The organism is Gordonia sp. (in: high G+C Gram-positive bacteria), from assembly GCF_049299075.1.
Lineage (GTDB): Bacteria > Actinomycetota > Actinomycetes > Mycobacteriales > Mycobacteriaceae > Gordonia.
Genome location: NZ_JBAQWU010000087.1, coordinates 1 through 12,555, shown reverse-complemented (window position 1 = coordinate 12,555; position 12,555 = coordinate 1). Strand labels below are relative to the sequence as shown.

The window sequence follows — 12,555 nt, the reverse complement described above, 5'->3', positions numbered from 1 at the left end:
GCGCGCCTCACGCGGACGTGTGCACAGGATCAACGCACCCTCCTCAACGTCGTACACCTCGAAGCCATCGATAGTCTCCTTCTGGATTGGCATTGTGAGGTCCAAACCCCAGTCGAGAAGGACCTGGAAAAGCACGTCCTCGACGCTGCGGTTCGGCTTGGTACTCGACTCCAAGCTTTCAAGATCGAGTTGTCCAGTCTGGTCTGGCGAATGCCAGACATCGGCCATATTGCTCGTATCGATTCTCAGGGCTCGGAAGCCTGGTGTCTGGGTAGCGGGCGGCGCAAAAAGAGCGGCAGCGCGCCGTATACGGTCGCGGGAGATCTCGGCAATCGATTCATAGCCGGCCCGCGCAGCGTCCGAGTGATCCCCGGGTGTTTCCTCAAGCTGGACCAGCACATACCGTCGGTCGCCACCATCTACTGCGTTCTGTGCCATCACGGCGTGGGCTGTCGTCCCGGATCCTGCAAAGAAGTCCATTACGATGTCGCGTTGGTCGATCCTCGTGGCGAGCTGAACTATTCGTTGCACCAAGCGAACAGGTTTCGGGAAGTCGAAGTATGTGGGACCCGATTTGTCGAATAGCGCACGGACCTCACGGGTTCCCTCCTGTGTGTGACCTACCTCCGAGTTTGGCCACCAAGTCCACGCCGACTTGCCATCTCGCTCGTTGAGGTAGGTCTTCCTGCGAGGGATACCCTGCCCGTCTGGACCGAACCAGAATCGACCCTGGGCTACCTGTGCTTCGTACTCTGGTTGGAGGTTCATCCAGCAACGACCCGGGGGTGGCTCAACCTTCTGCCCTGATGGCGTGACAATTTCATACATCTGGTTGGGCCGGTACCCGGGCGCCGTGAAATCAGACGAGACCCACGGGCCTCGCGGATCGTTGTCGGGATTGCTGAACGCTGCTCGGTCCCGATCGTCAAGCGGAAGTGGCCTGAGTGCGGCCTCAATGTTCTGGGCATCTCGTGCGTAGACCACGACGTACTCGTGACCCGCACCAAGTCGTCTACGTGCTTCTGGCGACGTGCGCTTCTGCCAAACGACCTGAGCTATGAAATTGCCGTCGCCGAACACCTCGTCAGCCACCCGGCGCAGCTGTCCGATCTCGTTGTCGTCAATCGAAATGAAGATGACGCCGTCCTCGGCCAGAAGGTTGCGGGCGAGCTTCAAGCGCGGATAAAGCATGCTCAGCCAGTCCGAGTGGAATCGGCCGTTGGAGTCGGTGTTCGCCAGCAGCCGAACACCGGAATCAGACACCTGACCGGAACGGTGAAGGTAGTCAGCGCTCGTCTCGGCGAAGTCATCGTCGTAGACGAAGTCGTTCCCAGTGTTGTAGGGCGGGTCGATGTAAATCAGCTTGACCTTGCCGAGGTATGACTCCTGGAGCAGCTTGAGCGCGTCGAGGTTGTCGCCCTCGATGAAGAGGTTCTTGGTGGTGTCGAAGTCCACCGATTCCTCACGCACAGGTCGGAGGGTCTTGGCGATCGGCGCATTCGCTGCGAAGGCGGCGGCCCGTTTTCCCGGCCAGTCAAGTCGGTACCGCTCTTGTGGCCCCTCAACGATGTGATCGCTCAGCTCCTGGCGCAGCAGATCGAAGTCGATGGCGCGGACGGGATTGCCTTCTGCGTCGAGACTCTCAGTGACGACCGTGGGGAACAGCTCCGCAAGCTTGTCGATGTTGCCCTGTGTGAGGTCGGGCGATGTCATGCGCAGTTTGTCCACGGAGTCCCCATCTATCCTTCAACCAGTTCGGTGAGTTCGTCTTGTTTCGCTTTGAGAGTGCGGCGCAGTTCAACCTTTCGGTTGAACTGCGGCTCGTTGCGAAGCTTGCGCTCCAACGCTGTGACCTCGCGTTCGAGCTTGCGTGCTGCGTTCAGTCTGTCACTGACCTCGGACATTTCTTCACCGGGACGCAGTGCCAACGGTGTGAGTGGTTGCAGGAGTGCCGCATACAAGGCGGGCAGTGAGATCGCTGTGGGTAGCGGGTCCCGTGGCGCGTCTGCCGGCAGCCATGCAGTTGAGTAGTAGCTGCTGAGTTTCGGGGTGCCCGCGCCGAGTTGCTTGTGCGCGGCCACCATTCGCACGTCATCGCTCTCCGAGCGGTGTCGATTGACCTCGAAGACGATCGGGAACGGGACGGCACGGTCAATCGCAGTGAGCACTGCGTCGCTGACGTCGGCGGCTTTGGCGTCGAGTTGGAAGACCTGGATTTCCGGAACGGCCGTATCGCCGACGAGATTGATCGTTGTCTCCGCAAGCTTGTATGCCCAGTTAATGCGTTGGACTTCGGCGACGAACTGCTCACGGACGGAAGTGCTGACGGAGCCGTGGCCGTAAAACTTTTCTTTGGGAACCCGCCGACCGAACTTCGCGGCCTCGGGCCATCGGTAGAGAAGGTCAGGCATCAGCCGTGCCGTTCGACGGGCTCAGGGGGCAAAGCCTCGGGCTTAGGGGGCGAGGTCGCGGGCTCGGGGGGCGAAGCGGAGGGGTCCACGATCGCGACGAACGCGATCAGCTCGAAGTCGTCGAGGCCGGCGATGGTCTGGGTTAGGGCCGTGGTGCTGCCGCCGGTGAAGAGACTGTCGATGTCGCGTTCTTCGGTGACGTCGATCATCGAGCTGATGGCTTCAGTGAGCAACTGCGAATACTTGCTCATTCGAACGCCCTCGTCGGTGGCGGCGTTGAAGGCGTGCACGACGTCGGTGACGGGGGTGTCGTGGGGGCGACAGCCGGCGCGGAGCAGGTCGAGTAGGTGCTTGGGCTCGGTGTGGTCGGCGACGACTTCGCCCTGATCGTCGAGGTAGACGAGGTAGTGCGGATGGAGCCGATTGCCTCGATTGATGTGCTCGTCGGCAGAGATGTTTCTGAGCGCAAAGATGACGCCGGGCGGCAGTCCCTTGGCGGGATCGGCGGGGACTACGGCATGGAGCCCGTGTGGCGCGGAAGAGAGTTCGGCGTGCTCCTTGATGTAGCCCAGCAGGTCCATGCGGAAGTCGTTGAGACCGAGATCGGTGATTGACACACCGGTCCGTACGTCTTCGAGTTCGATCACCTCGTCCTGGAGCTTGCGGAGTTGCTCCTTGCGGAAGGCCGCATCGGAATCTTCCAGAGTGAGCACATTGTCGTCTGCGGTGCTGGCCAGGTCGGCGATCACCATCCGGTTCTCGACGCGTTCCTTTAGGTTGATGTACTCGTCGAGGGAGATGTCGGGCCAGAAGTTGACGAGCTGAATCTGGCTGTTCGTAGAGCCGATGCGGTCGATGCGACCGAACCGTTGGATGATGCGCACCGGGTTCCAGTGGATGTCGTAGTTGATCAGGTAGTCGCAGTCCTGAAGGTTCTGGCCCTCGCTGATCACATCGGTGCCGATGAGGACGTCCAACTCGCGGGTTTCGCCCGGCATCGTGAGATCACGTTGCTTGGAGCGAGGCGAAAACAGCGACATCACTTGCTGGAAGTCGAAGCCGGTACCGAGAGTCGTCTTTGCGCCGTGGCTCCCCCCGGTGATGACGGCGGTGTCGAGACCGGTTGCCGTGAGGATGGGCGCCAGCTCGCGATAGAGATAGTTGGCGGTGTCGGCGAAGGCGGAGAAGACGAGCACCTTCCGGTTGCCGTCGTTGATCGGGTGCTGTGCCTTGTCGGCAATGAGCTGTGTGAGTCTGCGGAGCTTGAGGTCCCGTTCGGGGGTGACCTTTCGCATCTCGTCGAGAAGTTCTCTCAGCGTCTCGCGGTCATTCCACAGGTCACGCCGCCAGGATTCGATATCGAGATCGTCGAGATCGATTTTGATCTTGTCGCCGAAGGACAATGCCTCGATGTTGGCGTCGTCTTCGTCGTCGATGTCGAAGTCGAGCCCCGCGAGTTCGGGGCTCAGATCCTCGAGGTGACCGCCATGATTGCTGATCCGCTGGAGTGTGTGCGCAACGGAGTGCTCCATCTTCGTCAACGTGAGCCGAAAAGCGTCGACTGAGCTCTCCAGGCGCTTGAGCAGGTTGACCGTCATCAGCGTCTTCAAACCCTGCTCGCGGCCGGCCTGGCCCAGGTTGGACCGGGCGTTGCCGGCGGTCACGTTGTAGAGGTCCTCGTACTTGGCGCGCCGACTCTGGAAGACATAGGCGAGTGGCGTGTAGACGGCCAGGTTCAGGGCCTGAAGCTGCTCGTAGATGTCGTTGAAACCAGGCGCGTTGGGCAGATCGGTGAGTGGTTCGCGGATTGAGACCGGAGGTCGTCGCTCTGGGAAGGCGCCGATCTCGGTGGTGTCGTAGAACGCTTGGATGTGCTTGCGGGAGCGGGCGATCGTGACCGAGTCGAGTAGTTCGAAGAAATCGAAGTCGATCATCTGAAGGATGCGATCGGTGGTCCGGTCCTTGCTGTCGAGCTTGGACCACTCGTTGAATACGCGTTGTGCGTCGGAGAAGACCTTCTCCACAGTCGTCGACAGGCTCAGATGCTGGGCGAGATTCTCCGACTCGCCCTCGTAGGCGAGCTGAAGCTGATTCTTCAGGTCGTTGAACCGGTTGTTCACCGGAGTCGCTGAAAGCATCAAGACTTTGGTCTTCACGCCCTCGCGGATGACCTGCCGCATGAGGCGCTGGTAGCGGGACTCTCTTTCTTCCGCGTAGTCAGCGTTGCGGAAATTGTGCGACTCGTCGATCACGACGAGGTCGTAGTTTCCCCAATTGACTCGGTCCAGCCGGAGTCCGAGTGACTCACCGGTGTTGCGGGAGAGATCGGTGTGAGCGAGGACATCGTAGTTGAAACGATCGCCAGCGAAGATGTTGGTGGTGAGGTTGGCGTTGTAGTTCGTCCAGTTCTCGGCGAGTTTCTTCGGGCAGAGGACGAGGACAGACTTGTTGCGTAGTTCGTAATACTTAATCACCGCGAGGGCGGTGAAGGTCTTACCGAGACCGACAGAATCGGCGAGGATGCAGCCGTTGTAGGTCTCCAGTTTGTTGATGATGCCCGTCGCGGCATCGCGCTGGAAGTTGTACAGGCTCTGCCAGACCTTGGTCTGCTGGTAGCCGGTGCGGTCATTGGGAAGCACGTCCTCGCTGATGTCGTCCAAGAACTCGGCGAACACGTTGTAGAGGATGAGGAAGTAGATGCGGGCGGGGGAGTTCTCGGCGTAGACGCTGGCGATGTGGTCGTGGACCGCCTGGGTGACGTCGCTGACCTGATCGGGGTTGTTCCAGATCTGGTCGAACAGCTGCAGGTACTGCTCGGTCATCGGCGCTTCGTCGAGGCGATTCACAAAGCTGGAGACAGCGTCGCCGCGTTCGTAGCCGAGGTCGGCAGTGGTGAAGCCCTGAAGCTGCGCGTAGGCGGTCTTGTCGTCCACCACTGCGAATTGCTGCATCGGGTTGCCCGTGGCATTGGACCGGAAGGCCGCTTTGCGACGCACCCAGTCTGCGCATTCGCGCGCGATCGCGCGCTGTGTGAGCTTGTTGCGCAGTCGAATCTCGAACTCCGACCCGGCCAGGCTCGACTCGGCTCGGCCGCCGGGGATGTAGAACTCGCGACGTTCTTTGCGGAGTTTGTCAGTCACTTTCTCTGTCACGAAGGACGGTGAGGTGAAGATGAATTCCAGCTCGGAGGCAGATTCCAACTCTTCGCGGAGCGCTTCGAAGGCGAAGATCGAGAAGGTCGATGCGGCGATCCGCACCTTGGATCCTGGTGCAATCTCGGTCTTGAGGTCGTCGCCGAGTAGGTCAGTGACGTTGTTGATGATGCGCACGGTGTCTGATCACCGTTCCATAGTCGGAACGGGCAGCTGTCGCTGGCCAGCTGACTCGGCGTGCCGCGTCGGCATGAAGACGGGGTGTCGCCGACTAGGGGCACTGACGGCGGTCGCCGGTCGTCCAGACTCAGTCAACAGTTCTCCCCTTCGATGGCCGATCGTGCCGTGCTTCGATGGTATCCGCACCGCTGTGGTGGACTCGCCAGCACGCACTCGGTTCACTCTATGGTCGCAGGATCGTGAAGAGCGTGCCGATGCTGCATCAGCGATTCTCGCCGCGTTGGTCCATTCCGTTTGCCCGTCGGACCATCTCCTCTGCAATTTCGTCGAACCCCACCTGCGGTCGCCCCTCTCGGTACAGCGAAGCCTCGGCGTGCAACCACTTCCACCGGCTCGAATCGATGAGCTGCCCGAACTGGTATAGCCGGAACTCGATCACGTCGGCTGGCGTGTCAAAGTCATTGGACCAGCGATGTAGATCGCTGCAGAACTTCCCGTATGTGTCCGAATCCTGGCGCGAATAGTTGCTGCCGATCAGCGTGAACAAGGCGGAGGAGACTCGGGAGTCCAGAATCAAGGGGCTTGGGTTCACGCTGTTGCGGTCCGACGTGAAATAGAGAAATTTCGAGAAGAAGGCGGGACCCAATCTCGGTATCTTGCCGTAAAACATGCGGTAAGCGCTGGCGCAGTTGCCGGCGAAGCTGGCTTCGGAGGCACCGGCGAGGAGGGCATTGAGTTCGGCGTGCCGTTCGGCGCTATCGACGCTGCCCACGATCCGTGGGATATTTCGAAAGTCGCCCATCGCACCCCAGGCGAGTACATGCCACAGGAATGAAACCCAATCCGGTTCATTGGCTTCTCGATATCGTGTGGCAATCGAAAAGAGGGAATTTCGATTTAGTTCGATCGGCGCGATGGTGATTCCGTGTTTTGCCCACCAACCACTGATGACTACTGAATCGTCGAAGCGTCCGCCCCCGCGCAGGACGGTCGATCTCAGCAATTCTCCGACAGCGTCGTCTGACTCGTTCCACATGGGTGAACCCACCTTCCGCTCCCGTGGAGTCTAGCTAGCCGGTTGGATCGGCCACACGGCAACGGGCGGGCTGCAGCACGCCTGTTTGGTAGACGCGGTGGACTCATTCGTTCTTGCGCTCGCGCAGGATCCGGTCCCGGTCCCGCAGGCCGGTCACCTGCTCCATCGGAATGCGATCGATCTGATCGAGGGTCAGTTCGGCTTCGGGGCGGGTGAGTCGCGCGAGGTCGTCGCGGGACGGTTCGGGGACCTCGATGGCGGCGTCGCAGAAGTCCCAGCCGTCGATAGAATCGTGCACCCACTCGCGCTCGGCTTCGGGGAGTTGCTGATCGGCCATGAGGAACCAGTTCGCGACGAGTACCTGCTGGGAGGGGAGCAGGGTCCAGATCTTGGTCCGGTCGATCTTCCGGTGCGAGTTCGGCCGGCTCACGCCGACCCACCTCAGTGCGCCGTCGTGATCGAAGAACTGCCAGAACCGCCACTTCTTGACGTTGACCATGGATTCTCCTGTCGTCGGTCGGATGACCGGGTTTGCTGCGAAGGGTAGTGGGGGGTGCGGACAATTCCGGTAGGCGACGGGATCTATCGACTGCGTTGACCAAGGCGCACCCAGCGTCCGGCCTGATCAGCCGATGTCGGCCATGATCGCGATCGCCGCGTCACGGCCGGCCCGATTGGCGCCGATCGTCGACTGGGAGGCTCCGTAGCCGATCAGGAACAGGCGCGGCTCGTCCAGCGACCGGCTGTTCGCCACGCGGAAACCGCCGTGTGGGGTCCGCAACCCCAGCGGTGCCAGATGGGAGACCGCCGGCCGGAAACCGGTGGCCCACAAGATCACGTCCGCAGGTTCCAGGGTGCCGTCGGGCATTCGGACGCCGTCCGGCTCGATCCGGGTGAACATCGGATGCCGCACCAGGGCGCCGCGGGCGGCGGCGCGCTCGACCCACTGGCTGCGGACCATGCCGGTGACCCGGACGATGCTGCTCCCCGGATACCCCTGGCGGGTGCGTTCTTCGACGTCGGCGAGCGCGGCAACGACCTTCTCCCGCGACAGGCCGTCTTCCCAGATCGGTTCGCGGCGAGTCACCCAGAAGGTGTCGGTGACGGCAGAGATCTCGTCGAGCAACTGGGTGGCCGAAACACCCGAGCCGACGATCACCACCCGTCGGCCGGCGAACGCCTCGGCGGACGTGTAGCTCTGCACGTGCAGTTGCTCGCCGAGGAAGGTCTCCTGTCCCGGATACATCGGCCAGTACGGCTTGGTCCAGGTGCCGGTCGCATTGATGACGTACCGGGCCGACCACGCCCCGGCATCCGTCTCGACGATCAGACGCGCGGCGGCACCGTCGATCGGCTCGTCGCCGCCGCGCCGGACGGCGTGCACCCGGACCGGACGGTGGACGTCGAGGCGGTGCCGTTGTTCGTACGCGGAGAAGTAGGCTGGCAGCACCACGCTGCTGCTGGCCTCGGGGTCGGCGGGCGGCACCGGATACCCCGGCAGCTCGAAGATGCCGTTGACGGTGGCCATCCGCAGCGACTGCCACCGGTGCCGCCACGCGCCACCGGCAGCGTCCTCCCCGTCGAGGACGACGAAGGTCCGATCCGCTGCCGTGGCGCGGGCGACCGGAACCACACCGCGGTGCGCGAGGTGGTAGGCGGCCGACAGGCCCGCCTGGCCGGCGCCGATGACGACGACGTCGACCGGCTGCGGCCCGGCCGTGGTCGCTGTCATCACCGTGACCACGTTAGTGCGTACTTGTCTGCCGGGGTGGTGCGTCCTATTGCGGCGGCGGCCGGAGCCGCGCGGCCGGCGTTTGCCGGTCCGGCGTGGCCGCGAAGGGTAGTGGGCGGTGTGGGCCATCGGTGGCGCCGATAGACTGGGGTCCGTGACGGATTCCTCGGCTGACCACCCGCGCCCAGTCCTCGTCGTCGACTTCGGCGCCCAGTACGCGCAGCTCATCGCGCGACGGGTGCGCGAGGCGCGCATCTATTCGGAAGTGATCGCGCACGACGCGCCGCTCTCGGAGTTCCTGGCGAAGGATCCGGCGGCCATTGTGCTGTCGGGCGGACCGTCGTCGGTGTACGCCGACGGCGCCCCGAGCATCGACCCGGCGCTCTTTGAGCAGGGGATTCCGGTCTTCGGTATCTGCTACGGCTTCCAGAAGATGACCGACGCGCTCGGCGGCACCGTCGCCAACACCGGCGGTCGCGAGTTCGGGCGCACCATGATGGACATCGCGGGCGACGGCGGCGTCCTGCACCACGGACTCTCCGAAACCCAGCCGGTGTGGATGAGCCACAACGACGCCGTGCAGGTGGCACCCGAGGGGTTCACCGTCACCGCGTCGACGCCGGGCGCACCGGTCGCTGCCTTCGAGTGCGTCGAGCGCCGCATGGCCGGCGTCCAGTACCACCCCGAGGTGTTGCACACCCCGCACGGACAGGAAGTGCTGACCCGCTTCCTGTACGAGGTGGCCGGGCTCAAGCCGACCTGGACTGCGGCGAACATCGCCGACGCGCTGATCTCCGACATTCGCGCGCAGGTGGGCGACGACGGCCTGGCGATTTGTGGACTCTCCGGCGGTGTTGACTCCGCCGTGGCCGCTGCCCTGGTGCAGGCCGCCATCGGCGACCGGCTCACCTGTGTCTTCGTCGACCACGGACTGCTGCGGGCGGGGGAGCGCGAGCAGGTTCAGACCGACTTCGTCGCCGCCACCGGTGCACGCCTGGTGACCGTCGACGCGCAGGAGACCTTCCTGGGCCACCTCGCTGGCGTCTCCGATCCGGAGACCAAGCGCAAGATCATCGGCCGCGAGTTCATCCGGTCATTCGAGGGCGCCGTCTCCGAGGTGCTCGGCGATCAGGCCGCGTCCGGTAAGAAGGTCGACTTCTTGGTGCAGGGCACCCTGTACCCGGACGTCGTGGAATCCGGCGGCGGCTCGGGCACCGCGAACATCAAGAGCCACCACAACGTCGGCGGGCTCCCCGAAGACCTGGAGTTCGCGCTCGTCGAACCGCTGCGCCTGCTGTTCAAGGACGAGGTGCGTGCCGTCGGCCGTCAGCTCGGACTGCCCGAGGAGATCGTGGCGCGTCAGCCGTTCCCAGGGCCGGGCCTGGCGATCCGGATCGTCGGCGAGGTGACCGCCGATCGCCTGAGCCTGCTGCGCAAGGCGGATCTGATTGCGCGCGAAGAGCTTTCGGCTGCGAGTCTGGACAACCAGATCTGGCAGTGCCCCGTCGTGCTGCTTGCCGACGTCCGTAGCGTTGGCGTCCAGGGCGACGGCCGCACCTACGGCCACCCGATCGTGCTGCGGCCGGTGTCGTCCGAGGACGCGATGACGGCCGACTGGACGCGCGTGCCGTACGAGGTTCTGGAGATCATCTCCACCCGCATCACCAACGAAGTGCCCGATGTGAACCGCGTGGTGCTGGACGTGACCAGCAAGCCGCCGGGCACCATCGAATGGGAGTGATTCACTCTGGATGACGCCGACGAGCCGATCGACGACCTGATCGAGACGCTGTACATGGCCGGTCCGGGGGACGAGGACATGCCCTACTTTCTGGACTTCCGTCCCGACACCCTCCATGTGGTGCACTTAGACGGGTACGCGATTCTCACGAACGACGATGTGCTGGCCGCGGCAGGCGCCATCGCCTGGGGCCGGACCGAGGGCACTCGTGCGGAGATCGTCGAGGAAGTCGCGCGGTACTGGCGAGACCCGGACGGCACGCACCTGACGCACCGAGCCGCGGAGGCGATTATCCAGGTCGCCGTGTTCGGCGAAGTGAAGTATCAGTGACGGTGTACTGCCCGTACAGCTGGTGATTCTTGACTACGGCGTGGCCTCACGGAGGAGTCGACCGCCCTGCTCGCGTGTCGCGACTCTCCCCGAATGTCGCGGTGGCTGCAGGGGCCGCGACACGCAAAGAGGGTCGCGACATCGACCGTCTGGTTCAGGAGCGTGGAGTGATCCAGATGCGCTTATCGAAGAGCTTCGGCACCTTCAACAGGCGGTGGGGCCATCTGGAATCCGGGTGCCGTACAAGTGCGTCGTCAACGGCGAGAGGCGTTCCTTCAGGATGAATACACGTCGTACCGGGTCAGCTTCGGACACGAGGTGAAGCGCGCAAGAGCCTTTTGGTTCTGGCCGAATCCGAGTGCGAGATCCTGGACCTGTTCACGTCGAACGTGATCGACGTGATCTGGCCTGGTGCGGCGCGGTAGCGGCTACTGCGACGGCAGGATTCCCATCAGGTTCGCATCTTTGATCGGAACCTGCGCGTTGTTCTGAACCCGGCACAGCGCGTCGATGGCGGCCATCGACATATCGACCTGATTGGCGGTCGGCTCGGTGCCGTTCTCCTGGTCCTTCAAGTACTTGGTGACCGTGACGCGCTGTGTGTCTTTGTCCTGGCCGATGTAGTCGTTGCATTGGGTATCGCCGCCACGGTTGACGGCTTCCTCGACCTGGCTGCACGCGGACAGGGTCAGGGTCGCGGCCAGGGCTGTTGTGGCCAGGGCGATGGTGGCGGTGCGCGGGCGGAGCGGGGCGGTTCGCATGTGAATTCTCCGGGGTAGTGGTCGTCGGTGGTTGTGGGGACCCTTCGACAAGCTCCGGGACCCTTCGACAAGCTCAGGGATCGGGACGGGCTCAGGGATCGGGGCGGTGGTTGTGGGGACCCTTCGACAAGCTCAGGGATCGGGACGGGCTCAGGGGGCGGGGTGCAGCGGGGTCACTCGCGCCAGGAGAGCTTGACCTCTAGTTCGGACTTCTCGCCGGCCTGGCCGCGTTCCATCTCGACCTTCAGGCGGACGCGGTCGGGGACGTCGATCCGGACCACCTTGTTGTTCTCGGTGAACGACACCTCGTTGTGGCGGGCGATCGTGTCGGCCAGCTCGCGCAGCTTCGCGGCGGCCTCCTCCCGGGTGAGTTCCTCTTTCGCTTCGTACTCGAACAGCTCGTCGCTCATCGGTGGTTCCTCTCGGATCGTCGGACGTCGGATTCTTCGTCAGTTCGGGACGGTGCGGCGCAGATACGCGAGCTGATCGGCGACGATCCGCTCGAAGGCGTCGCCCACATAGATGCTGAAATGCCCCTCGTCGTAGCGCTCGACGGTGACCCTCGGATTGCCCTCGGCCGCACGGACGGTGGGGCGTGCTGGTGCCACCGAATCGTGGTCGCAGACGCACACCATCGTCGGCACCGTCGTCTTCTTGAGCCAGCGGGTCGGGGAGTGGGTGGGGATCGCCAGCCCGATCCGGGCGGGCACCTGATTGACGAACGGGATGCCGTCGGGAACCAGCGGCAGGTAACCGGGCACCACATCGGCTGCAGTCATCAGGGCCGTCGTCCCTGGTTCGCCGGCGAGCGACACCATCACCGGATCGCGGCGCAACACCGACGAGGCGACGTCGGCGATCCCACGCGCGGTCACCTTTGCCGCCACCAGCGGCTCCATCGCGAGCACCGAGGCGATCCCGCTGGTGAACGGACACTGGGCGATCACCGCAGCCACCTTGCCGTCCCGGGCGCCGGCGACGATCGCATGCCCGCCGCCGAATGACGTGCCCCACAACGCCACCCGCGTGCCGTCGACGTCGGGCAACTGTCGCGCATACGCGATGGCCGAGGCCCAGTCCTGGAGCTGCTGATTGATCGACAGCAGTTGGCGCGGTTCGCCGTCGCTCGCCCCGAAATGGCGGTAGTCGAACACCAGGCAGGCGTAGCCGGCGGCGCAGAAGCGCTCGGCGAAAGCGTCCAGCCGCATCTCC

The 12,555-nt window shown here is 63.6% G+C and carries 11 protein-coding genes; 2 read left to right on the top strand and 9 right to left on the bottom strand.

The window, feature by feature from the left end; all coding sequences use genetic code 11:
* From WAW85_RS02965 to WAW85_RS02940, 6 genes are all read right to left on the bottom strand, one after another.
* Positions 1–1,728, bottom strand: a 1,728-nt coding sequence (locus WAW85_RS02965; RefSeq protein ID WP_422558167.1) for a site-specific DNA-methyltransferase, incomplete at its 3' end; no start/stop codon positions are given.
* 11 nt (positions 1,729–1,739) lie between these two features.
* A complete protein-coding gene (locus tag WAW85_RS02960) occupies positions 1,740–2,411 on the bottom strand; it encodes a DUF4391 domain-containing protein (RefSeq protein WP_422558166.1) in 672 nt (223 codons plus the stop codon).
* A complete protein-coding gene (locus WAW85_RS02955) occupies positions 2,411–5,740 on the bottom strand; it encodes a helicase-related protein (RefSeq protein WP_422558165.1) in 3,330 nt (1,109 codons plus the stop codon). Before WAW85_RS02955 ends, WAW85_RS02960 begins: the two co-directional genes overlap by 1 nt.
* A 265-nt stretch (positions 5,741–6,005) precedes the next feature.
* Positions 6,006–6,779, bottom strand: a complete 774-nt coding sequence (locus WAW85_RS02950) for a hypothetical protein (protein WP_422558164.1) — start codon at positions 6,777–6,779, stop codon at positions 6,006–6,008.
* 103 nt (positions 6,780–6,882) lie between these two features.
* The gene (locus tag WAW85_RS02945; protein ID WP_422558163.1) at positions 6,883–7,278 is read right to left on the bottom strand and encodes a hypothetical protein; all 396 of its coding nucleotides are present in this window, start codon (positions 7,276–7,278) and stop codon (positions 6,883–6,885) included.
* Between the two features lie 126 nt (positions 7,279–7,404).
* Positions 7,405–8,511 (bottom strand): NAD(P)-binding domain-containing protein, encoded by a 1,107-nt coding sequence (locus tag WAW85_RS02940; RefSeq protein ID WP_422558162.1) that lies wholly within the window; start codon positions 8,509–8,511, stop codon positions 7,405–7,407.
* Between the two features lie 154 nt (positions 8,512–8,665).
* On the opposite strand from WAW85_RS02940, the gene guaA reads away from it, so the two are divergent.
* Both guaA and WAW85_RS02930 read left to right on the top strand, forming a co-directional pair.
* Positions 8,666–10,252, top strand: coding sequence for a glutamine-hydrolyzing GMP synthase (guaA, locus tag WAW85_RS02935; RefSeq protein ID WP_422558161.1), 1,587 nt, complete (start codon positions 8,666–8,668; stop codon positions 10,250–10,252).
* 54 nt (positions 10,253–10,306) lie between these two features.
* A complete protein-coding gene (locus WAW85_RS02930; RefSeq protein WP_422558160.1) occupies positions 10,307–10,582 on the top strand; it encodes a hypothetical protein in 276 nt (91 codons plus the stop codon).
* 428 nt (positions 10,583–11,010) lie between these two features.
* Here WAW85_RS02930 and WAW85_RS02925 read toward each other — a convergent pair whose 3' ends face one another.
* The 3 genes from WAW85_RS02925 to WAW85_RS02915 all read right to left on the bottom strand — a co-directional run.
* The gene (locus WAW85_RS02925) at positions 11,011–11,343 is read right to left on the bottom strand and encodes a hypothetical protein (RefSeq protein ID WP_422558159.1); all 333 of its coding nucleotides are present in this window, start codon (positions 11,341–11,343) and stop codon (positions 11,011–11,013) included.
* A 173-nt stretch (positions 11,344–11,516) separates the two neighbouring features.
* Entirely contained in the window at positions 11,517–11,753 is a 237-nt protein-coding gene (locus WAW85_RS02920) for an amphi-Trp domain-containing protein (protein ID WP_422558158.1), read from the bottom strand.
* A gap of 39 nt (positions 11,754–11,792) precedes the next feature.
* Positions 11,793–12,555: alpha/beta hydrolase (locus WAW85_RS02915; RefSeq protein WP_422558157.1), on the bottom strand; the 763-nt coding region annotated here is incomplete at its 5' end.